This window comes from Flagellimonas algarum (genome assembly GCF_040513375.1).
In the GTDB taxonomy this organism is placed as follows: domain Bacteria; phylum Bacteroidota; class Bacteroidia; order Flavobacteriales; family Flavobacteriaceae; genus Flagellimonas_B; species Flagellimonas_B algarum.
Genome location: NZ_JBEVTG010000001.1, coordinates 49,592 through 70,356 on the forward strand (window position 1 = coordinate 49,592; position 20,765 = coordinate 70,356).

Here is a 20,765-nt window from a genome sequence, read left to right on the forward strand (position 1 = left end):
CTAACAAACTAATGGTGATACTTCGGTTCCTTCTTCAAACCCCTGGGGATCGATATAAATCGACCCGTTTTCCAGTTTAAGGGCATAGGTCTTGATTTTTTCGGTAAATGGTGGTGGGGATTGCCCATTATGCGGTAAATATTGGTATCCATGCCATGGACAGGTAATGCAACCATCGATGATCTTACCCTCTCCCAGCGGACCGCCTTGGTGTTTGCAGACATTGTGAACGGCGGAAATGGCACCTTGATGTTTGAATAAGGCCACGCGTTCACCACCGACAGTAAATAGTTTGGCCCTGCCTTCTTTGATCTCTGAAGACGAACAGACCTTTTGCCAGGTGGTGTCGACCAACTGGGCTTTTTGGCCATCGATCCTAGCTTCTTTAAAAGCCGCGCTAAGGTGCAAGGCGCATAACAGTATGAAACCAAGAACCAAGACCAAGCTGGTCACGGTATAGGTCTCTTGTTGAAAGGCCCCAAGGAATACATGCATCAAAATCAGGGCATAGGCCAAGTAAACCATCATGTGCAAACGCTTCCAAACCCGGGCCGAGAGGTTATGCAAAAAGAAATCATGGCTCGTCGAAGCCATGACGAACAGGATGAGCAACGCCAAAAAACCGAGGACTTGGAACGGAAAATCCCGCAAGGATCCATAATCCAGGTTTTCGGTAAAAATCGAATAAATCGGGTTGGTATCGCCCAGGGTATGGAATTGGATGATCGAGATCACCCCATGGATCAAGGCCGCCAAAAACATGCTGACCCCCAAATGCCTACGGTTGTACAACAAGGGCAAGAACTTTGGGTTTAATCGGGACAAAGGTCCGATGATCAAGATGATATGAAGCAATAACAAAGCCAGGGATCCAAAGGCCCGGATGATTAATGTTTCAGCGATCATTTCAGGGTTGGTCAAAAAACCGATCGCAAGGAACAGCACCAAATAAGATACCATACCGATGGCAATGAAGCGATCATATCGCTTTTTCTGCTTGTTCCATAGTACCCAAGTATAATCCAAGCCCATTAAAGTTCGGTTTTAAAGAGTTCATTATTCCGCAGTTCATCGACGATCAGGATTCCTGTCACCGAATCATCGATCTTAAATCGGTAACTTTTCGCGCCCTGCAATTGACCTAGCACCGACTTCCCTTTCGGGGATAGCCCATAAACTACGGCAGAAGCAGCTTTCAACGGCGTATTCAGTTGCAGCTCGATATGGCCTTCGGAACGAACAAGTTGGATATTCTCGGTCTTATCGCTATGAACCGTATCGGTTCGTGCATAATCCAACCGTGGAATGATCTGCACTAAGAGTAGCATAATTACCAGGCTGAGGCCGACCCAGATCCATCGATGGGCACGTCGTTGTGTTGCTATCATCGCTCTTCGGATTTAAGCATTTTCTTCAGCAAGAAGGGCCAGGTGGCCACCATGCCGGGAAACAGTAAGATCCTGACGCTTTTCTTGCTATTGGCCAAAACCGGATCGAGCTTCGAAACGGATCGAAAGACCAGGAACAGGGAAACCAAAATTCCTAGTATCGTATAGGCGGCCAAAGTCCCCAAGAAGATTTGTATCACTAGTTCCATTAGATCAAGTTTACATCGGTCATAACTTCCAATACGGCAGGACCGTCTTGCGCGAATAGGGCCTTCATGGCAGCTTCCAGACCCGCTTGTTCTTCAACTCGATGGCCCCAAGCCCCGCAAGAAATCGCGAAATCCGCAAAATTCGGATTGGAAAGACCGGTCTTCCAAACATCGAACTCCCCGGCCCGTTGTTCTTTGGATATCTTGCCTAATTCGTGGTTGTTCAATACAATAAGTTTGACGTCCATACCATACTTGACCAAGGTGGTGATCTCGGCGAGATACTGACACAGCCCACCATCACCGGCAACGGCAACCACAGGGCGTTTTCCTTCAACTGCCGTCCAGGCACCGATAGCGGCCGGTAGGGCAAAGCCAATGGAACCCAGATACCCCGACATCAAGAAGTCTTGATCAGAAGGTTCGAAATAGCGTCCAAAGGAATAGGCATTGTTGCCGACATCGACACACATTACGGCATTCTTTGGGGTGAGTGCGTTCATCGCTTCGAAAACCGCGATCGAGCTGACCCCTTGATCCGAAGTCTCTTTTAGTCGCTTGGCCTTTTCAGCCTTCCAGATGTCCCATCGTTCAGCGATTTCAGCCGTCTGATCGATGGTATCGATCTGTCCGGTCAAAGCCTCGGTGAATTGCTCCAAAGTTCTTGAAATCTCGCCCCAAACCGCCACTTCGACTTTGTGGAACTTACTGAGCGCCAGAGGATCGAAATCAACTTGGATGATCGGTTTTTTCGGGGTAATACCGGTATGGTTCGAAAAGGAGGCCCCGAAAACGAGCAATAGATCGGATTCGTTCATAAACCATGAGGCGATCGGTGTACCGCTACGGCCCAAGACCCCACCACCCAATCGATGGTCGTCAGGAATCAATCCTTTCCCCTTAAAGGTGGTGACCACGGCGGCGTTCATACTTTCTGCAAATGCGATGATGGCTTTTTTGTGCTTTCGCGCCCCATGCCCCATGATAATGACCGGCCGCTTCGATTTTCTGATCAATGCTACCGCATCTTGAAGGGCTGTTTTCGGGGGAGCGATCTCCAATGAGGTTATCCTTTGCTCGTGAGATTGTGCCTTGGCGTTGGGTTTGGCTTTTCGCTCCTGGACTTCGTCAGGGAAAGTCAAATGGGATACATCACGGTTTAGGATCGCATGTTTGATGGCCAATGACATCAATTCGGCGTGTTTGCTATCGCTTTGCACCCGTTGGTTGAACTCGGCCACGGTATTGAACCCGCGTACCAAATCGACTTCTTGGAAGTTTCCGGTTCCTACCACCTGGGTGGCCACTTGACCGGTCAAAGCGAGTAAAGGGGCGCGATCGACCTTGGCATCCCACATCCCGGTATACATGTTGGTGGCGCCAGGGCCGGCAATGGAGAAACAGGCTGCGGGTCTTCCGGTCAATTTTCCGTAGGCGGAGGCTGCGAAGGCGGCGGCGCCTTCATGCCGGATCCCATAAAAATTCAGTTTTCCTTTGGCCTCTTGACGGCGCATGGCATCGGCAAAGCCCAAATTCGAGTGTCCGACCATTCCGAATACTTTGGTCACGCCCCAATTCACCATGGTTTCTGCCATGATATCGGAAACGGTGGCCTCATGTTCCGGTTCAGGCTCCAATCCAACATAAATCGCATCACCCTCTTCCTTCAATGCATAGGTCGGTATACCATCGTCATAACCCCCGGGCGGTTTTCCGCTGCAGGGATCGAAATCCCAGCCGTGCCAAGGGCAACGGAGCATGCCGTTCTCAATGGATCCCTCACCCAATGGCCCACCTTGATGGGGACATTTGTTATCAAGCGCCGAAAAGGTCCCTTTGAAGTGGGTCAGGCATATGCCTTTATGGGCTGCCGTGACGGTCTTTACGCGACCCTCGGGAAGGTCCTTTTTGTTATCGAGGACTTTGTGCCAAATCAGTTTTTTATCTTCCATAGGTTTATCTTAAGAGTTTGATGACCAGTTTATCAATGGTCAGGCCTTGCACGATGATCGAAAATACCACCACACAATAGGTAGTGAAAATGATGGCCTCGCGGAATTCCCCTTCCGGCAAGGTCAGGGCCAAGGCGATCGATATACCACCTCGAAGGCCGGCCCAGGTCAATATGGCTATTTTTTTGGAATCACTGCGATGGTTCTTTTTCAAGAACAGATTCGAAAGGGTCACCGAAGCGAAACGGGAAGCCAATACCAAGGGAATGGCAAGTAAACCCAACACCAAGTATCCACTTTGGAATTCGAGACTGACGATTTCCAAACCGATCAAAACGAACAGTATGGCATTCAAGACTTCATCCAACACCCTCCAGAATACGGTCATGTTCTCTTTTAATGGATCGTCATTGCAGGTCGTATGCAAATAATTGCCTACCATCAACCCCATGACGACCATCGCCAAAGCTCCGGACACATGGATCATCGAGGCCAACCAATACCCTCCCATGACCATGGCCAAAGTGATATGGACGGCTACTATCGGAGATCCGACGATATGCTTTAAAAAGGTCCTGCCCGCAAATCCCAAAGCAAAACCAAGCACTACCCCACCGAAAGCCTCTTGAACGAATTCCAAGGCGATATGTGAAGGTTCGATCCCATGGCCCCCACTCATCGTGGCAATCGATAATAAGGAAATAAATACCACGATACCGACACCGTCATTGAACAAAGATTCACCGACGATCTTGATTTCCATGTCTTTGGGCGCCCCGGCTTTCTTTAGCAATGCCAGGACCGCGATCGGGTCCGTGGGCGAGATCAGGGCCCCGAATACAAGACAGTATACATAGGGCACTTCCATACCCAAGGCGTGGGCCAGGTAAAAGAACAAACTACCGATCAGCGCGGTTGATATCAAGACCCCGATCGAGGCATAGACCAAAACCGGTCCTTTCTCTTCGACTAGGCTATGGAGATCAACGTGTATCGAACCGGCGAAGAGCAAGAAACCCAACAAGAAATCGAACAATATGGTCCGAAAATCTATGGTATCGATAATCGAACAGACCGAAACGAAAGCTTCTTGATCAAAGACGCCCAGTAAGGCGAGCAATAACGAAGCCACGATGGCCAACACCATGACGCCAATGGTATCGGGAAGTTTTAGCAGTTTTTTATTCAAAAAACTAAGTAGTGATGATAAGGCAACGATGCCTGTAAAAATCTGAAACATGATTACGGATTTACCCCTGCATATGGAATTCCGGTCAGGCGATGGATATCGATATCGTAGGTGGACAAATCATCGGCATTGAATTTGTTGATATCGTCGTACCCACAGGAACGTGCCACGACCCGGATCAAATCGGCAGTCGCCGAAAAGAAATTATGCAATTGTTTGGCTGAGGCATCGATGATCAATCGCTGCCGTAAATGTTCTTTTTGTGTCGCGATCCCCACCGGACAGTTGTTCGAACCGCAAGCCCGCATGCCCAAGCAGCCTATGGCTTGGATGGCCGAATTGGAAACCGCTATGGCATCGGCCCCCATCATCATGGCTTTTGCGAAATCTTCAGCGATCCGCAATCCGCCGGTAATGATCAGGCTCACGTCTGTTGCGCCTACTTTGTCCAAGTACTTTCGGGCCCTGGCCAACGCAGGTATGGTCGGTACGTTGATATTGTCCCTAAGTATGGTCGGGGCGGAACCCGTTCCGCCACCACGGCCATCAAGAATGATGTAATCGACTCCGACATCGAGTGCGAATTGGATGTCCTTTTCGATATGGCTGGCCGCGATTTTGAATCCAATGGGTATGCCCCCGGTGCGCTCCCTGACTTTTTGGGCGAAGGCCTTGAAATCATCGACTCCATGAAAATCCGGAAAGGTGGCGGGACTAATGGCCGTTTCCCCCTCGTTCAATCCACGGACCTCAGCGATCTCTTTGCTGACTTTGGTACCGGGCAAATGCCCTCCGGTTCCGGTTTTCGCTCCTTGTCCTCCTTTGAAGTGAAACGCCTGTACGTTATCGAGTTTGTCCCAAGAGAATCCGAATTGGGCCGAAGCCAATTCATAGAAATACCTGGAGTTGTTTTGTTGTTCTTCAGGCAGCATGCCGCCTTCACCGGAGCAAATGCCCGTTCCGGCCATTTCAGCTCCCTTCGAAAGGGCGATTTTCGCTTCGCGTGACAGGGCCCCGAAACTCATGTCACTCACGAAAATCGGAATCTCAAGTTGTAACGGTTTCTTTGCTTTAGACCCGATGGTGACTTGAGTGGCCACCGCTTCATGATCTAACAAAGGTCTGGAAGCCAATTGGGCCGGTAGAAACTGGATGTCTTTCCATTGGGGCAAGGTGGTACGATCTACGCCCATAGAAGCCGAAAAACCATGGTGTCCGATGTGCTTCAATCCATTTCTGGCCAACTCTTTGATATAGCCCGTAAACGGTTCGGTTTCTTCAGGATGGGTATCGGCATAAAGGCCCAAATACGTCTCACGATCGAAAGGTTGTGGGTGATCGATCTCAAATTGGGCGATTTCATCCCCATCGACCATCAACGAATCCCCCTCGATAAATTCTTGAAACTTATGTAGCTTTTCACTGTTATTGTATTCGCTGACCCCGGTATCGTAGCGGTAATCCCAACCATGCACCCCGCAGATCAGGTTATTCCCTTCCACGTGGCCATCGGCCATCAGTGCCCCACGGTGAAGGCACCTACCATATAAGACCGAAATGCCTTTTTCGTGTTTGACAATGACCAAGTCGGTATTATGGACAAGGGCATAGGTGGGTTGTTTGCTTTGAAGGGTTGAAATCTTAGCGATTTCGATCAGGTTGTTTTTCATGGTGTTGGTGGTTCTCGTAGTTGCTTGGCAGTAGGTCGCAAGCCTTTTTTTAACATTACGCCTTAAGTTATGCTAAAATTTTCTTAATACGGTCAAGGACCAAAAAAAAGTCCAAGAATCGAAATTCCAGGACTTTCTCATTTAAACGCGCCATTGGCTTTGGTGCTATCGCGGGGGTGGCGGACCATTGCGAGGAGGTCGTCTGCCCGGCGGGCCCGGGCGTAAGGCCCCATTGATGATATGCTGTAATTCACGTTTTTGCCTATCGGTACAAAGCGCCTCGATCTGCTTGAAATACGACCGCAGTTCCAGCTCACGTTCTGCCGAAACCGATCCTATCAGAGCGATCAAGGAATCTTGGGAGACCTCTGCCCTGGGTCGTGCACCGATATCGGAAAACAATTGGGCGCGCAGGCTGATGAAGCGTTCGTCTATGCGTTGCATTTGCGCTCGATGGGCTGCTTCGATTTCAGAAAATTCAAGCTGCTGGGCTTCATCGAAACCAAGGCGTTCCGTGATGAATTCCCGCGGTCGTTTGGGTCCGCGATCCGGTTCACGCAATACCAAATACAGCAAAACACTGTTCATGACCATCAAAAAGACCAGCAATACTAGGAGCCATACGTTCTTTTTCATAGCCTTTAATTTAAGATTGAGTCTTCTGACGTGCTCAAACCGAAGTTTTCGGCAAAAGTTTGCAGTTCTTCGGCTTCATTGGCGTTGCTGTATATCCAAAGGCCGCCTACATTCATCAACACAAATAAGACGAATGCCGCCATTTGGATTTTGGGTGTGAACCAGCCATAAGGGATGGGAAGGGCTTCATCGGGGTGAGCTTCCTGCTCTAACCGTTGCAATACCTTGTGCTTGAAGAACGGGGGCACCTCAACGCGGTCGACCTGATCGGCCGAATCCAAGAGGTCTTCGATCAACTGTGGTGTAGTTTTTTTTTCATCCATGGTTTTTGTTGGTGGTTCTACGTATTTAGATGCGCAATGCATCAAAACCTTGCGTCACCTACCTTCTTTTTTATAATATGCCGTTAAAATTCGTTTTAAGTTCTTTCGCGAGCGAAACAACAAGGATTCTATCGATGGAATACTTTTCTGCGTGATATCGGCTATTTCCTTATAGCTCAATCCGTCGATTTTGTTCAGGGTAAAGACCACTTTTTGCGCTTCGGGTAATTTGTCAATGGCATTGAACAGGATTTCTTGCTGCTCTTTGCGCTCCATCAATATGCCAGGGTGATCGAATTCGGTAAAATATCCTGATCGATCGATCGGCACCACGCCACCTGATATCGACTGCATGAACCCGAATCTTTTTTTCGCACTTTTTTTCCTGATGAACTCCAACGACTTGTTTACCGAAATGCGATAAATCCAGGTTGAAAGCTTCGCGTCACCCTTGAATTTCTTTATGGAGCGGTACACTTCAACAAAAACCTCTTGGGCGATATCCTCGGCGTCCTCAGCATTGGGAACAAACGACAAACAGGTATTGAACACCATTTTTTGATAGGTATCCAAAAGCTTGGCATAGGCTTCCTGCTTCTGTGCGATCAAAGCGTCCAAAAAGTCCTTGTCCTCCAAAAGTCAATGGTCTTAGGTGGCTACAAAATAAAGGGATTTCAAAAAAATGCAGTCAAAGCGCAAGTTTTTTTAACCGATCTCCATCTAATTATACAAACAGAGTAATCATGAAAACAAACGGTATGAAGCTAGTAGCATCCACCTTGGTGTTCCTTTTCACCAGTGGCACCCTCATGGCGCAAGCAAACAATGAAGATCGAGAGCGGCGTGAGCCACCAACAGTCGATGAGATTTTCGAACACCTTGACACCAATGAAGATGGCAAACTTTCCAAAAAGGAGGTGAAAGGACCCCTTAGTAGGGACTTCGACAAGGTCGATACGAACGAAGACGGTTTTATTTCAAGGGAAGAACTGGAGAAGGCCCCCAAACCGAAACGTAGGGAAAGACCGAACCGTAATTAAAAACGACACCGATGAAGAACAAATCGATGATTTTCAGTGTCGCCCTATTGCTTTTGGCGGCGTTGGCCTGCAGTTCAGACAGTGAAGACCCCCTGTTGGGGAATAACGATGCCACGGGCTCCGATGACGATATTTCGAGCGGTACCCTGAGTGCCGCTTTCGCGGAATTCGATGAAAACGAAACCACGATCTACCTTGACGGCACCAATGTCGTGATAGAAACTACGGGCTTCCCAAACCATGAGACCGTCTATTGGGGCGAGGGCAATGCCCTGTATCGTGAAGAACCGGATGTGGCACTGACCCCGAGTATTATCCCGAATTTCAATGGCTCGGCGACTTTGGTCGTTCCTTCAGATCCCCAACTAGCGGCGAACAGTACATCGACCAATCTCGGGGCCATCGGCATCGCCGTCAGCGGAGCGGCGATCTATAATGACCAAGAAGGAAATGGACCATTGAGCGGCGCCGCGGGGAGTCTTGATTGGAGTGGCGGCCATATCGGGCCTTCGGCCTACCATTATCATTTGGAACCCAAAGCTTGGTCTGACGACGACGATGCCCTTATCGGGATTCTTGCCGATGGCTTCTTTGTATATGGAAGAAAGTGTTTTGAAAGCGGTGATTACCCGACCGACCTTGATGCCTCGGGCGGGCATTTCGGATTGACCCAGCATTCCGATGAACCCGTATACCACTACCACATTCAAAATGAGTTATACCTCAATGAATATTATGTCATTTTTCCAGGGGATTACCAAGGCACTCCTAGCAGTATCAATTAGCCTAGTGGGCCTGATTTGGTTCGTAACGTTGAGGGCCCCACAAGGCGATGTCGACGGACAGGCCCCAAACCGCAACCAATCATTTGTCAGAATCGATGCTTCGACCTTGGTTTTAGACAAACAACTGGGTGTTTGGCATTACAAAGGCAGCCCGTTTAACGGTCAGGCGTTGAGCTGGCATCACAATGGCCAAGTGGCATCACGAATCCCCTTCATTGAGGGCAAGCGTCAAGGCACCGCTTTCAGCTGGCACGAAGATGGGGCATTGGCAAGCAAAAAGACCTACAAGACGAACCGCCTAGAAGGAACATCATTGACCTGGTGGCCCAATGGGTATTTGAGTTCTGAATCGAATTATGTCGATCGCGTACGTCACGGCGTGCAAAAACGATGGTATCCCAATGGGCAAATGGCCCGATTGATGTATTTCAATCAAGGTAAGGAGGAGGGCCTGCAAAAGGCTTGGCTCGAAACCGGTAAACTATACGTGAACTATGAGGCTAGAAACGGCCGGTTCTTTGGAATGAAACGTGCGAACCTCTGTTACGAATTGGAAGATGAAGTGGTTCAAAAATAGCATGCTCCTACTGGTTTTGGTTTCTTGGGGATGCCAGGACCGGACAGCACTACGAAAAGAAAGTCGCGTGGCCGTTTTGCCCTATTACAATGATCCGTCGTTCACCCCGACTTGGTTGGAAGAAAACAGCGATTCGATCCGGGGGATGCACCGCATCCCCGATTTTGAATTGATCAATCAACTGGGCGATACGATTACGGAGCTCACCTTTGCGGATAAAATCTATGTTGCGGATTTCTTTTTCACAAGCTGCCCGGGCATTTGCCCTAAAATGACGGCGAACATGCAATTGGTCCAAGAAGCATTTGAATCCGATCAGGAAATCGTATTGATTTCGCATTCGGTAACCCCCTTGTACGATTCCGTGCCTGTTTTAAAGCGTTATGCCGATGCGAAGGGTGTGCAGGCCGGCAAATGGCATTTGGTAACGGGCGATCGAAGCACTATCTATGATTTGGGGCGATACGCCTATTTTGTAGATGAGGATTTGGGGCTTTCCAAAGAGGCATCCGATTTTCTGCACACCGAGAATTTCATCTTGGTCGATAAACGAAAGCACATCAGGGGTATTTACAATGGCTTGAACAAGACCGCCATAGCGCAGCTCATTGCCGACATCAAAACCTTGAAGGCGGAGTATTGATACTTAAGAATTCAACCACTGCTTGAATTCGGCTGCCCGGTTCTTGCTGATGATGATATCAAAATCCGAATCGGGTTCGACGACCAATTTTAATTGGTTGTTTCCGTATTTAATGATTTTTCGAATGGCCGAAATCGCGACGATGAATTGCCTGTTCGCCCTATAAAAATGGGTGTCGTCCAAATGGGAAAACAACTCATCAAGGCTTGAATTCGAAGTAGATTGTGCCCCATTGATCGCTACGACGTAAGTCACCGTACTTTCCATAAAGATATAGGCGATCTCTTCGGTCGAAATGGGTCTCAGTTCGTTGCGGACATAGGTCAAGATCCGCTTTTTGCCCTTATCGGTGACCTCGCTCTTCGCATCGGGATCCGTCTCGGTCACCCGTTGTTGGTAATTGTCAAGGTCTTTGTTGAGCTTGGCCAAATTGATGACCTCGTCTTCGAGTTTTTGGTTCTTGGCTTCCAAGCGCTTCTCATAGGAACTTCCGATCAACCGCACCAAAATGACGGAACATAAAATGATGGCAAAACCCATGATGCTGAAGATGGTGTAGAATTTTCCGCGCAGCGCACCGATTTGCGAGGTGATCTTTTCGGTGTTGGCATGCGCAGCGATGATCCAATCCGAATTCGCAACAGGATAGAGGTAAATGATCTCCGATTCTTTATCCTCTTCCTTAAAATCAAGTAACCCACCCACGTTCCGGCGGTTCACCAAGAGGTCATAAAAATCTTCAGAGGTCATTTCACCATCAATCGACGATACCGAAGATTGCTGGGGATTGATCTGCTGCCCTACTTTCGTGATATCAGGATGGCAGATCTCCTTGCCCGACCAATCGAACATGCAAATAAAACCGTTCTCGATATCGGTATGTTCGATGCTTTTCTGTACCATAGCGACCACACTATCCCGATTCATTCCGTTCGCCAGTTGCATGCCGACGAGGGTGGCCACTTCTTTCGCTTCCCGTTTGCTCGATTCCAATTGGGTCTTGAGCAGTTCATTCGCACTGACCTTGATAATAGAGCGAATTGAAATTCCGGCAATCAAAATAAAGATGCAGGTAATCGCCAAAAAGGTAAAAAAGTACAAGCGGTCTTTTCGCATGCGTCCAAAATAGTAAAACCTCGATTGCCGTTCAAATGTATGCCGATCGAAAGTTATCGGTTTTAGGCACCCTTTTCAAACAACTCCTTTCCCTTTCAAGGCCCAAAGTTCCCTTTCGCCAACATTTATATGATGTAATCCTTTGGTCATCAGTTGCTTTGTGGTGAAGCAAAAAATAAATGTTCAACCAAAAACAAACGTATGAAAAGAAAAGCAATCTTCTTCCAAGCCGTTCTCGTGCTCCTTTTGATCGGCTGTACGAATGACAGTGAAAGTGACCTCCTGTTAGTCGAAGAAGGGGAAAACGAAGAAACCGTAGACCCTGATGACGGGACCAACGCCACGGTCACCTATGGCGACGACATCGCCCCCATCATCACCAGAAACTGCTTGGGTTGTCATTCGAACCCTACACGAAACGGGGCACCGTTTTCACTGACCACTTTTGCACAGGTCAGCTCTCGGAGCGATGCCATTCTCCGCACGACATCCTTGCAAACCGGAGAACCGGGTGCGATGCCCCCAGCAGCGAGAATCCCTCAAGCATCCATCGATTTGATCGCACAATGGATCGAGGAAGGAACACCTGAATAACCTCTAAACAAACTGAAATGAAAACACTGAAAACCTTAGTATTGCTATGCTTGGTCATAGCGACATCCGGCACCCAAATATGCCGGGCCCAATCGAAATTTATCGACAAGACCGGCTCGATTACCTTCGAAGCTTCCGAAAAACTCTTCCAAGAGGTCAAGGCGACCACCGGATCTGCCACGGCCATTCTTGATGTGGCCACCAATCAAATCGCCGCCCTTGCCCTGGTCAAAGGATTTCGATTCAAGAATTCGTTGATGCAAGAACACTTCAACGAGAATTACATCGAATCGGATACCTACCCCAAAGCGATTTTCAAAGGCGAACTTTTGGACACGGACCTTAACGGTTTGGATGCGAGCCCGAAAACCGCACGCATCAAAGGCACCCTTGAACTTCACGGGGTCACCCATGAACTTGACGATACCATGAACATCCATCGTATCGAAGACACCATTTTTATAGAAGGTGAATTCAGGGTGACACCCCAGGACTTTGCCATTGAAATCCCAAAAATCGTTCGCAACAAAATCGCCAAAGAGGTTTTGGTTGCCGTCAATTTCAAACTTCTGAAGAAATGAAACAACAAAGAAAAATAGCGGTAACCGTCGTTTCGATCTTACTGGTTGCCTTGTTGGCGTTCGCAGCCAATGAGTACCTGTTCGGCGGGCATCGCGATATCGCCGAAGAGAAAGCGGCATTGCGAATTGAGACGGCTGCACTCATGCAGAAGGTCCAGGCCTCGGTTTCCGAAGAACAGGCACTTGCCGACAGCGTCATCGAAATCAGCGGGGGCATCTCCGAAATAGAAGGTGGCAACACCATCATATTGGACGGAAGCGTTCAAGTCGCCCTGGATCCCGAGCGGGAACCCCCACAGTTGTCCGAAGGGGCCATGGTAGTGATGAAAGGGCGCTATGTCGGTTATGACGATCTGCTCGAAATGGTCAAGGTCGACCAAGCCATATTATTGATAACAAACTAAAAACACCAACAATGAGAATACTGTTTTTCCTTCTGTTTTTTGCACCCCTATATGGGATAGCACAAGACGATCTATTCGACGAAATCGATACCGATGCGACCGACAATTATGAAAGTGCCGCGTTCAAAGGTTTGAAAATCGTCAATTTCGAATCGACCAAAATGGTCTCAAAAAACGAACTCTACTTTGTAGTCTCGCACCGTTTTGGATCGATAAAACCAGGTTTTGAAGACTTTTTCGGTCTTGACCAAGCGGTTACCCGATTGAATTTTATCTATGGAATCTCAGATGGGGTCACCCTAGGGGTTTCACGTAGTTCCTTCTTGAAAACCTATGAAAGTTCGTTAAAAGTTCGCTTGGCCCGACAGCAAAAGAAAGGCTTTCCGATCACCCTCGTCGGTTTTGGTACCGTTTTGGTGAACGGTGCCTTGGATCAGGGGAACCTTCCGGGGTTGGAATTCCAAAACCGTTTGGGATACACCGCCCAATTGCTGATTTCCAAAAAATTCAACAAGAATTTTTCCTTGGAACTTATCCCCACCTTTTTCCACGATAATTTGGTATCGATCGATGAACAGGAAAATTCACAATACGCCCTGGGATTCGGCGGAAGGCACAAACTATCGAAACGGCTTTCATTGAATGTCGATTACGGATTGCATTTGAACCGCGCCGATACCTCACCGTTCAAGAACCCACTATCGATCGGTATTGACATCGAAACCGGGGGACACGTTTTCCAACTGCACTTCACCAACGCCCAGCCGATGAATACCAATGGCTTTTTGGGTCGGGCCACCGGTGATTGGTCGGAACTGGATATTTTCTTTGGCTTCAATCTATCAAGGGTCTTTTAAGATGGAAGCGATGAAATCACACACAGCCCGTATTCCGGTCCAGCAATCTTTTTGCCAGCGATGCGCCGAAACCATCAAAAACGTCTTGTCGCAAATTGAAGATGTGACCCATGTACGATTGTATCCTGAAGAAGCCCTAGTGGTCTTCAATTTTATCAGGGCAAATGAAATTTCAAAGGTATTGAACGCCCTTTCCGACTTAGGGTTCCCCGAACGGGGCGAAGAACGGATCGGTTTTGACATTCCATGCATAGAATGCACTCAAATACTTGATATTCAAAGGGAATGCGCCTAAAACCATTTGTGAAAAGTGGAATTCGGCCAACTGAATTTATTCCCTTTTAAGGCCGAAAATTCCCTTTCACACACATTTATAAAAAAGAAGCACACAAGGCATCGTTGCTTTGTAGCAGAAATTAACAAATCCTATAAAAACAATTAAAATGAAAAAGTTTCTATCACTATTTGCAATTGCTATCGCTATTATGGCGTGCTCGGAAGACGATGTCACCGAGGTGCCCGACGATACCTCCAACCCACCCGTTGACAACGGACCTGTAGGTGAAGCCTCGGTCGTCATCAACGAAGTCGCTTACCTTAGCGCCGAAGTCGAACTCTACAACAATGGTGATATCGCCATTGATGTAAGCGATTATTTCCTTTGCCTTGGCCCAGGCACTTACGATCGGGTCAGCACCTTGATCACCTCAGGAAATGCCACTATGGAACCGGGTGATTTCTTGGTCTTGAACTATGCACGTCCAGGAGCTACCGGTGGTCTTGGTCTTTACATCAACAACTCCGGGTTCGGTGATGCCGCGAACATCGCCGATTTCGTTCAGTGGGGTAATGCGGGGAGCGCGCGCGAAAATGTAGCCGTTGCCGCTGGAATTTGGACCGCTGGTGATTTTATCCCCGTTCTTGAAGATTCGGCCAACAGTATTGTATATGATGGGGAAGGGGAAGCCTCATCCGATTGGACCGAGACCTCTACCGTTACTTTGGGAAGCTCCAATGTCGTCACGGAACCTGTTACCCCTGAAGCCTCCGTTGTTTTGAACGAGGTCGGTTACTTGGGCAACTTCCTAGAATTGTACAACAACGGTAATGTGGCCGTTGATGTGAGTGATTATTTTCTTTGCCTCGGCCCAGGAACCTATAGAAGGGTCGGCGACTTGAACGTTGAAGGCGATTTGAACCTTCAACCTGGCGCCTTTTTGAGTATTGCCTATGAAATGCCCAGCGCTACAGGAGGTATCGGTCTTTATGCCAACAACGATGGCTTTGCTGATGCCGCCAACATCCTGGATTTCGTCCAATGGGGTGCTGCAGGTAGTCCACGTGAGAATGTGGCCGTCGAAGCAGGGCTCTGGACCGCTGGCGAATACGTCGACGTTGTAGGTAGTGCCGACAACAGCATCGCCTATGATGGGGAAGGCTCATCAGCAGCCGATTGGTCTGAGACCACAACAACGACCTTCGGTGCTGCCAACAGCTTTACCGCACCTGAAATCCGTTCGGTCATTATCAACGAAGTCGAATATTTGGTAGAAGATCTCATCGAATTGTATAACAACGGAAACACGACCATAGATCTATCGGACTACTGGATGTGCTTCGGACCTGGCCAATACTTCAGGATCGGTGACCCAGCTATGACTACCATAGTTTCTGGGGATGTCAACTTGGCCCCTGGTGATTTCTTGGTGATTACCCCAGCAGCTTTGGAAGCCCCTAACGATGCGGGCGGTTTGGGGCTATACGCCAATAACAATGGATTCGGTAATGCCGACAACATCAGGAGTTTCGTACAATGGGGGAACTCAGGAAATGCCAGGGAAGGTGTTGCCGTCGAAGCGGGTATCTGGAATGCGGGAGGTTTTGTACCGAATGTAGCATCAGGATCCAGCATCGCTTATGATGGAGAAGGATTCACCGCCGATGATTGGGCAGAAGACACCACCCCTACCCTGGGATCAGGAAACGGCTCATCAAGTTCATCGAATAGCCAAGGCGGGCAAAATAACGGCAACGGAAACGGAAGCAACGATGGTTCCAACGACGGTTATGATGGATACAATGACGGTACCGATACCGGCAACTAATCGTGAACCTTAAAATTCATATTATGAAGACTAGATTTATAATGTACTTGATGATCTTACTAGGGGTACTGGGCTACTCGTGTAATGATGATGACGATAGTGCCTATGCCGCAAACGAAGTCGACCCACCGACCTCAACGATCATTAAAATTGATGGGAAACAAATTGCTATGTCTTGTTTTTTAAGTTAAGTTTAGTCTGAAACCAAAGGGCCAGTTTCCATAATTCTGGCCCTTTCGGTTATCAAGGCACCTATTGAAATGGCTCGAAAAAACTACATTGCGGCAATCGGCTTCCTCACTTTGGTCGTTCTTCTCATCATTTGGGTGGTGCACTACGTGAACCGGGCTCCTGAAACCGTCGACTCCGACACCCTAGTTGAAATCAAGATCAGCTCCAAGGATCTCTTGGCTGAATTTCTTGCGGATGAGGCGAAAGCCAATGAAAATTATGTTGAAAAAGTCATCGAAGTGGCTGGCACCGTCAAGGAAGTCACTTTTTTGAATAACCGATATACCGTATTATTGCAAGGACAGGGCGAATATGCCTGTTTGATTTGCGATATGGACAGTGGCATGGTCGAAGAAATCCAATCGATCGCCAAGGGCGATTCCATAAAACTGAAAGGGGTCTGCAAAGGCTTTTTGATGGATGCCATATTACTGAACTGTGTATTAATCGCCAACTAAAATGAACCGACCGACCTTAATACTCTTACTGCTGTTTCCGATGACACTCGTCTTTGGCCAAGACCGATTGGTGGCTAGACAAGGACAGGTTTCCTTTTTTTCCTATACCTCGGTAGAGAACATCGAAGCGACCAACAACCAAGTCTTCAGCATCATCGATTTAGACAAGAACGAAATCGCCATCAGTATGTTGATGCGGGCTTTTGTCTTCAAAAAAGCCTTGATGCAAGAGCACTTTAATGAAAGTTATATCGAATCGGACATCCACCCTAAAGCGACTTTTGAAGGAAGGATTTTGGAGTTCGATCCCAAGCTGCCCGATACCCAGACCAAATTGGTCAAAGGCATGATCAGCCTTCATGGGGTGACCAAAGAAAAAGAAATCAAAACCACCATTGAACGTGTCGGTCAAGGATTGCTCTTAACGGGATCCTTTACGATGACCGTGGCCGATTACCAAATCAAAATACCGCCCATTGTGGCCGGTAATATCGCGAAAACCATCGAAGTGACCTTTAGAATCCAATTTGCATCCTATGAAAAATAAAGCACGCTATCTGCTGGTCCTATTCGTATGTACCGTTTCGTTAGGAAGGGCACAATCGCTGTTAGATGAGGTAGAACAGGAAATCGACGATCAGACCATTCTGACCGAAGCTACCTTCAAGACGACCGTTTTGGCTTTAGGCCAATCCGTACAAACCCGAAAACAAGGTACCTTGGAGATTTCGGCCAACACCCGTTTTTGGAACATTCCGCAGCGCACCCAAGGTTTTCTGGCCGATCGGGTAAGCACCCGATTTGGGTTGTCGTATGCCATTTCGGATCGATTGAGCTTAGGAGTGGGCGCAACCACCTTCGACGGCATCTTGGATGGTCATTTGAAATACAAATTGATTCGGCAAGTCTCACAAGGCAAAGGAGCACCGTTTAGCTTGACCGTGTTTCAAAATACAAGTATTCGCACCAATCCGAACCGCAGCATCAATCGCAGTGACGGTTTTTCAGATAAGTTATCCTTTACCACACAAGCCTTATTGGCCCGTAAATTCACTAGGAACCTCTCACTTCAATTGGCACCGACCTTCATACATCGTAACTCCTCATTGAGTACGGAAGACCCTAGAAACCATTTTGCGATCGGCTTTGGAGGACGTTACCGGATCGGTGGGCATGTTTCCATTTCCTCGGAATACTATTACCTCACCAACCCTATTGAATCGGTTACCACATTTGATGCGTTTGCCATCGGTGTTAATTGGGAAATGACCGATTTGATGCTCCAATTCCATTTGAGTAATGCGCCGAATATCGCAGAAGACGCTTTCATCACCCAAACTAGAAATAACTTCAATACCCGTGACGGCAACCTATTTTTCGGTTTCAACGCCACCTTCATATTGCATCTAAGGAGGAACGACCGCTAAGGTGCCGAAACGGATTGCATCGACTTGAGCTTAAGGTCGATCCTTGAACTGTTCGGCATTTTCGATCGCGGTTTCCGTCTTCTTGTTTTTTACGTGGGTCTCCAACCAACTGTCTTGTTCCCAAAGCATGTGCATGATCGACTCTTTAGCACGATATCCATGGCTCTCTTTGGGCAACATGACCAAGCGCACAGGTGCCCCTAAACCTTTCAAGGCATTGAAGTACCGCTCACTTTGCAAGGGATACGTTCCTGAATTGTTGTCAGCGACCCCATGTATCAAGAGCAAAGGTGTTTTCATCTTATCGGCATGCATAAAGGGTGACATGGTGTAATACACCTCAGGGGCTTCCCAATAGCTACGTTCCTCGCTTTGAAATCCGAAGGGTGTCAAGGTCCGGTTGTACGCCCCGCTGCGGGCGATGCCGGCGGCGAACAGGTTCGAATGCGAGAGCAAATTGGCCGTCATGAAGGCTCCATAACTGTGCCCGCCAACAGCTACTTTTTCACGATCGATATACCCGAGTTCATCGACTGCATCGATGGCTGCTTTGGCGTTACCGACCAACTGGCTTCGAAACGTATCATTGGGCTCTTCATCCCCTTCGCCAACGATCGGAAAGGCAGCGTCATCCAAGACCACATAACCCCGTGTCACCCAGTAAATCGGGGAACCCCAATATGGATAAACGAATTCATTGGGATTGGTCGTACTTTGTGAAGCACTTGATTTATCCTTGAATTCCCTAGGATAAGCCCAAAGGATCATCGGATATTTTTTACCTTCCTCGTAGTCTAAGGGCAAATAGAGGGTACCTTCAAGGTCAAGGCCATCGTCCCGTTTGTAATTGATGACCCTTTTGTCTACCTCTTCCAAACTCTTGAACGGATTTTCAAAAGCCGTCAAGGCAGTAAGTTCGTTATCCCCTTTGATATTCCGGAAGTAATAGTTGGGATACTCGGTCTGTGATTCGATGCGTACCAAAATCTTACCTGCATCCATATCGATCGCCGCATTCAAGCTTTCCAATTTGTCGGTGTACTCCGATTGATAGAGCCGTTCGGTTTCCTGGGTTTGTAGATCAAAGGCATCAACGAATGGGAACTGTCCGTCTTTGGTATACCCATCGCCCATCAAGAACAATTTTCCGTCGCTTTCTTTCAAGGTGCGTCTACCATAAGCGTTTTTGGCGGTCACGAAATTTCCCGGATCGCTGTAACGGTCTTGGTAATTTCGGTCGCCGATGACCTTGGGAGCTTCGGTAGCATCGGAAGGATTGAAAAGATAGGTCTTCAAGTTTCGCGTATTCCACCAATAATCGTAGGCGACCGCGGTATCCTCGTCACCCCATTCCACGCCCCCAAAACGTTGGGCAGTCTGCAACAATAGGTCAGCCTTACCGGTAAATGGGGCCTTTAACTGATACAGTGCATCACGGTAAGCGACCTCCTTAGCGGCATCCCCTTCGTCTAAGGCTTCGGTCCAAACCAAAGTAGCAGGCTGATCATCGCGCCATTGCATGTTCCGTTTTCCCATGCGTGTTGACATAAAACCTTTGGGGCGCACCTCATCAAGAGGAACATCGTTCACTTGGGCCACCAAGTTTCCATTGGTGTTATATACATTGCTTTCACTAGGAAAACGGGAGTAGGTGACCAAATAAGAGAACGGCCGCTTGATCTTGCTGACCATGACGTATTGGCCATCTGGTGAAAAGCTGACACCGCGATACATGGCCTCTGGAAGAAAATCGGAAACCGTACCGTCAATGGCTATCTTTTTGATTTCGGACAAAGCCAACTGCTCGAAATTGAATTCATCATTAGGGGTTTTCAAAAGGTCTTGGTACGTTCTGTTCTGGGCTTTGGAACCGTCGCTGACCGAAATGGTCGGCCCGGTCGGAACCGCTGACTTCGTATCTATCAAAGCCTTTCTATTGGGTGAAAGTACCTTTACCAAAAGGTGTTGGTTGTCGCCGAACCAACGAAGTGCACTTCCCATGTTCGCGTTGATGGTAGCCCCCGTGATCTTCTTCACGGAAGCGGAAGCGATATCCAATATCCAGACTTCGACCCCGGTCGCCGTGGTATTCAGACAGGCGATCATAGATTCATCCGGTGACCAGGTGAAACCAGAAAGACGTGCATTCTCAGGTAATCCCGCAACTTGAACGGCTTCTTTGTCAGCCACTTTTTTGACCTTCAAATTAGTATAGAACCGCGTCCGACTGCCAATATTGGTTACCGGATTGATGCGTAGTCCGGCGAGGCGCATTTCGGTTTCCGACAGTTCGCGAATGGATTTATACTGGTTCCGATAGATCAAGACCATGCGTTCGCCTTTGCTGTCAATGCGCACCAAAGGGGCTAGATCAACATCGGCAAGCTCCAGGATTTCCTGGGGCGGCTGCTGGTAAGAGAGATTGTCTTGTGCGAAGGCATTCGCAACAAAAAGCAACAGAAGCAAGGATAAAGGGCGTTTCATACAGTGATTGATTTTGATTGGAAGCTTCAAGATAGAAATATCCCCAGCAAGCTGGATTTAAGAAGCCGTTAAATTTTCCTAAATGGCATGGATTAC

Annotated in this window: 25 protein-coding genes; 14 read left to right on the top strand and 11 right to left on the bottom strand. The window is 48.2% G+C overall.

What is annotated here, in order from left to right:
- From ABV409_RS00260 to ABV409_RS00300, 9 genes are all read right to left on the bottom strand, one after another.
- Entirely contained in the window at positions 1-1,032 is a 1,032-nt protein-coding gene (locus ABV409_RS00260) for a Rieske 2Fe-2S domain-containing protein (RefSeq protein WP_353875447.1), read from the bottom strand.
- Positions 1,032-1,388, bottom strand: a complete 357-nt coding sequence (locus tag ABV409_RS00265) for a hypothetical protein (RefSeq protein WP_353875449.1) — start codon at positions 1,386-1,388, stop codon at positions 1,032-1,034. The genes ABV409_RS00260 and ABV409_RS00265 overlap by 1 nt, the downstream gene beginning before the upstream one ends.
- Complete coding sequence (locus ABV409_RS00270; protein ID WP_353875451.1) at positions 1,385-1,597, bottom strand: hypothetical protein; 213 nt, start codon at positions 1,595-1,597, stop codon at positions 1,385-1,387. Before ABV409_RS00270 ends, ABV409_RS00265 begins: the two co-directional genes overlap by 4 nt.
- On the bottom strand, positions 1,597-3,549 hold the full coding sequence (locus ABV409_RS00275) for a thiamine pyrophosphate-binding protein (protein WP_353875453.1): 1,953 nt from the start codon (positions 3,547-3,549) through the stop codon (positions 1,597-1,599). Before ABV409_RS00275 ends, ABV409_RS00270 begins: the two co-directional genes overlap by 1 nt.
- Before the next feature lie 4 nt (positions 3,550-3,553).
- Positions 3,554-4,789 carry a cation:proton antiporter gene (locus ABV409_RS00280; RefSeq protein ID WP_353875455.1) on the bottom strand — a complete coding sequence of 412 codons (1,236 nt, stop codon included), beginning with the start codon at positions 4,787-4,789 and terminating at the stop codon, positions 3,554-3,556.
- A 2-nt stretch (positions 4,790-4,791) separates the two neighbouring features.
- Positions 4,792-6,408 carry a glutamate synthase-related protein gene (locus tag ABV409_RS00285; protein ID WP_353875457.1) on the bottom strand — a complete coding sequence of 539 codons (1,617 nt, stop codon included), beginning with the start codon at positions 6,406-6,408 and terminating at the stop codon, positions 4,792-4,794.
- Positions 6,409-6,573: 165 nt separating this feature from the next.
- The gene (locus tag ABV409_RS00290; RefSeq protein WP_353875459.1) at positions 6,574-7,044 is read right to left on the bottom strand and encodes a hypothetical protein; all 471 of its coding nucleotides are present in this window, start codon (positions 7,042-7,044) and stop codon (positions 6,574-6,576) included.
- 5 nt (positions 7,045-7,049) lie between these two features.
- Positions 7,050-7,367: a hypothetical protein gene (locus tag ABV409_RS00295; RefSeq protein ID WP_353875461.1), complete on the bottom strand. Its 318-nt coding sequence runs from the start codon at positions 7,365-7,367 to the stop codon at positions 7,050-7,052.
- A gap of 54 nt (positions 7,368-7,421) precedes the next feature.
- Positions 7,422-8,003, bottom strand: a complete 582-nt coding sequence (locus ABV409_RS00300) for an RNA polymerase sigma factor (protein WP_353875462.1) — start codon at positions 8,001-8,003, stop codon at positions 7,422-7,424.
- A gap of 122 nt (positions 8,004-8,125) precedes the next feature.
- On the opposite strand from ABV409_RS00300, the gene ABV409_RS00305 reads away from it, so the two are divergent.
- From ABV409_RS00305 to ABV409_RS00320, 4 genes are read left to right on the top strand one after another with little or no spacing between them, the layout of a single operon-like run.
- Positions 8,126-8,407: an EF-hand domain-containing protein gene (locus ABV409_RS00305; protein ID WP_353875464.1), complete on the top strand. Its 282-nt coding sequence runs from the start codon at positions 8,126-8,128 to the stop codon at positions 8,405-8,407.
- A gap of 11 nt (positions 8,408-8,418) precedes the next feature.
- Positions 8,419-9,192: a YHYH protein gene (locus tag ABV409_RS00310; RefSeq protein WP_353875466.1), complete on the top strand. Its 774-nt coding sequence runs from the start codon at positions 8,419-8,421 to the stop codon at positions 9,190-9,192.
- Positions 9,193-9,196: 4 nt separating this feature from the next.
- Positions 9,197-9,769, top strand: coding sequence for a toxin-antitoxin system YwqK family antitoxin (locus tag ABV409_RS00315; RefSeq protein ID WP_353875467.1), 573 nt, complete (start codon positions 9,197-9,199; stop codon positions 9,767-9,769).
- Complete coding sequence (locus ABV409_RS00320) at positions 9,750-10,412, top strand: SCO family protein (RefSeq protein WP_353875469.1); 663 nt, start codon at positions 9,750-9,752, stop codon at positions 10,410-10,412. The genes ABV409_RS00315 and ABV409_RS00320 overlap by 20 nt, the downstream gene beginning before the upstream one ends.
- Before the next feature lie 3 nt (positions 10,413-10,415).
- Here ABV409_RS00320 and ABV409_RS00325 read toward each other — a convergent pair whose 3' ends face one another.
- On the bottom strand, positions 10,416-11,528 hold the full coding sequence (locus tag ABV409_RS00325; protein ID WP_353875470.1) for a LytTR family transcriptional regulator DNA-binding domain-containing protein: 1,113 nt from the start codon (positions 11,526-11,528) through the stop codon (positions 10,416-10,418).
- Positions 11,529-11,729: 201 nt separating this feature from the next.
- Here ABV409_RS00325 and ABV409_RS00330 point away from each other — a divergent pair, with 201 nt between their 5' ends.
- From ABV409_RS00330 to ABV409_RS00375, 10 genes are all read left to right on the top strand, one after another.
- Positions 11,730-12,122 carry a hypothetical protein gene (locus ABV409_RS00330; RefSeq protein WP_353875472.1) on the top strand — a complete coding sequence of 131 codons (393 nt, stop codon included), beginning with the start codon at positions 11,730-11,732 and terminating at the stop codon, positions 12,120-12,122.
- 17 nt (positions 12,123-12,139) lie between these two features.
- Positions 12,140-12,703, top strand: a complete 564-nt coding sequence (locus tag ABV409_RS00335) for a YceI family protein (protein ID WP_353875473.1) — start codon at positions 12,140-12,142, stop codon at positions 12,701-12,703.
- The gene (locus tag ABV409_RS00340) at positions 12,700-13,107 is read left to right on the top strand and encodes a hypothetical protein (RefSeq protein WP_353875475.1); all 408 of its coding nucleotides are present in this window, start codon (positions 12,700-12,702) and stop codon (positions 13,105-13,107) included. Before ABV409_RS00335 ends, ABV409_RS00340 begins: the two co-directional genes overlap by 4 nt.
- An 11-nt stretch (positions 13,108-13,118) precedes the next feature.
- Positions 13,119-13,964, top strand: a complete 846-nt coding sequence (locus ABV409_RS00345; protein WP_353875476.1) for a DUF5777 family beta-barrel protein — start codon at positions 13,119-13,121, stop codon at positions 13,962-13,964.
- A 10-nt stretch (positions 13,965-13,974) separates the two neighbouring features.
- On the top strand, positions 13,975-14,259 hold the full coding sequence (locus ABV409_RS00350; protein ID WP_353875478.1) for a hypothetical protein: 285 nt from the start codon (positions 13,975-13,977) through the stop codon (positions 14,257-14,259).
- A 148-nt stretch (positions 14,260-14,407) separates the two neighbouring features.
- Entirely contained in the window at positions 14,408-16,069 is a 1,662-nt protein-coding gene (locus tag ABV409_RS00355) for a lamin tail domain-containing protein (RefSeq protein WP_353875479.1), read from the top strand.
- A 23-nt stretch (positions 16,070-16,092) separates the two neighbouring features.
- Positions 16,093-16,260 (top strand): hypothetical protein, encoded by a 168-nt coding sequence (locus ABV409_RS00360; protein WP_353875480.1) that lies wholly within the window; start codon positions 16,093-16,095, stop codon positions 16,258-16,260.
- 69 nt (positions 16,261-16,329) lie between these two features.
- On the top strand, positions 16,330-16,758 hold the full coding sequence (locus ABV409_RS00365; RefSeq protein ID WP_353875481.1) for an OB-fold protein: 429 nt from the start codon (positions 16,330-16,332) through the stop codon (positions 16,756-16,758).
- A gap of 1 nt (position 16,759) precedes the next feature.
- The gene (locus ABV409_RS00370; RefSeq protein WP_353875482.1) at positions 16,760-17,305 is read left to right on the top strand and encodes a YceI family protein; all 546 of its coding nucleotides are present in this window, start codon (positions 16,760-16,762) and stop codon (positions 17,303-17,305) included.
- Positions 17,295-18,185, top strand: a complete 891-nt coding sequence (locus ABV409_RS00375; protein ID WP_353875484.1) for a DUF5777 family beta-barrel protein — start codon at positions 17,295-17,297, stop codon at positions 18,183-18,185. Before ABV409_RS00370 ends, ABV409_RS00375 begins: the two co-directional genes overlap by 11 nt.
- 30 nt (positions 18,186-18,215) lie before the next feature.
- Here the strand turns inward: ABV409_RS00375 and ABV409_RS00380 are convergent, their stop codons facing one another.
- On the bottom strand, positions 18,216-20,669 hold the full coding sequence (locus ABV409_RS00380; RefSeq protein ID WP_353875486.1) for an alpha/beta hydrolase family protein: 2,454 nt from the start codon (positions 20,667-20,669) through the stop codon (positions 18,216-18,218).
- Positions 20,670-20,765 lie beyond the last annotated feature (96 nt).

Coding starts and splice junctions, on each gene's coding strand:
- ABV409_RS00260 (WP_353875447.1), bottom strand. CDS start 1,032: ATGGGCTTGGATTATACTTGGGTACTATGGAACAAGCAGAAAAAGCGA.
- ABV409_RS00265 (WP_353875449.1), bottom strand. CDS start 1,388: ATGATAGCAACACAACGACGTGCCCATCGATGGATCTGGGTCGGCCTC.
- ABV409_RS00270 (WP_353875451.1), bottom strand. CDS start 1,597: ATGGAACTAGTGATACAAATCTTCTTGGGGACTTTGGCCGCCTATACG.
- ABV409_RS00275 (WP_353875453.1), bottom strand. CDS start 3,549: ATGGAAGATAAAAAACTGATTTGGCACAAAGTCCTCGATAACAAAAAG.
- ABV409_RS00280 (WP_353875455.1), bottom strand. CDS start 4,789: ATGTTTCAGATTTTTACAGGCATCGTTGCCTTATCATCACTACTTAGT.
- ABV409_RS00285 (WP_353875457.1), bottom strand. CDS start 6,408: ATGAAAAACAACCTGATCGAAATCGCTAAGATTTCAACCCTTCAAAGC.
- ABV409_RS00290 (WP_353875459.1), bottom strand. CDS start 7,044: ATGAAAAAGAACGTATGGCTCCTAGTATTGCTGGTCTTTTTGATGGTC.
- ABV409_RS00295 (WP_353875461.1), bottom strand. CDS start 7,367: ATGGATGAAAAAAAAACTACACCACAGTTGATCGAAGACCTCTTGGAT.
- ABV409_RS00305 (WP_353875464.1), top strand. CDS start 8,126: ATGAAGCTAGTAGCATCCACCTTGGTGTTCCTTTTCACCAGTGGCACC.
- ABV409_RS00310 (WP_353875466.1), top strand. CDS start 8,419: ATGAAGAACAAATCGATGATTTTCAGTGTCGCCCTATTGCTTTTGGCG.
- ABV409_RS00320 (WP_353875469.1), top strand. CDS start 9,750: ATGAAGTGGTTCAAAAATAGCATGCTCCTACTGGTTTTGGTTTCTTGG.
- ABV409_RS00325 (WP_353875470.1), bottom strand. CDS start 11,528: ATGCGAAAAGACCGCTTGTACTTTTTTACCTTTTTGGCGATTACCTGC.
- ABV409_RS00330 (WP_353875472.1), top strand. CDS start 11,730: ATGAAAAGAAAAGCAATCTTCTTCCAAGCCGTTCTCGTGCTCCTTTTG.
- ABV409_RS00335 (WP_353875473.1), top strand. CDS start 12,140: ATGAAAACACTGAAAACCTTAGTATTGCTATGCTTGGTCATAGCGACA.
- ABV409_RS00340 (WP_353875475.1), top strand. CDS start 12,700: ATGAAACAACAAAGAAAAATAGCGGTAACCGTCGTTTCGATCTTACTG.
- ABV409_RS00345 (WP_353875476.1), top strand. CDS start 13,119: ATGAGAATACTGTTTTTCCTTCTGTTTTTTGCACCCCTATATGGGATA.
- ABV409_RS00350 (WP_353875478.1), top strand. CDS start 13,975: ATGAAATCACACACAGCCCGTATTCCGGTCCAGCAATCTTTTTGCCAG.
- ABV409_RS00355 (WP_353875479.1), top strand. CDS start 14,408: ATGAAAAAGTTTCTATCACTATTTGCAATTGCTATCGCTATTATGGCG.
- ABV409_RS00360 (WP_353875480.1), top strand. CDS start 16,093: ATGAAGACTAGATTTATAATGTACTTGATGATCTTACTAGGGGTACTG.
- ABV409_RS00365 (WP_353875481.1), top strand. CDS start 16,330: ATGGCTCGAAAAAACTACATTGCGGCAATCGGCTTCCTCACTTTGGTC.
- ABV409_RS00370 (WP_353875482.1), top strand. CDS start 16,760: ATGAACCGACCGACCTTAATACTCTTACTGCTGTTTCCGATGACACTC.
- ABV409_RS00375 (WP_353875484.1), top strand. CDS start 17,295: ATGAAAAATAAAGCACGCTATCTGCTGGTCCTATTCGTATGTACCGTT.
- ABV409_RS00380 (WP_353875486.1), bottom strand. CDS start 20,669: ATGAAACGCCCTTTATCCTTGCTTCTGTTGCTTTTTGTTGCGAATGCC.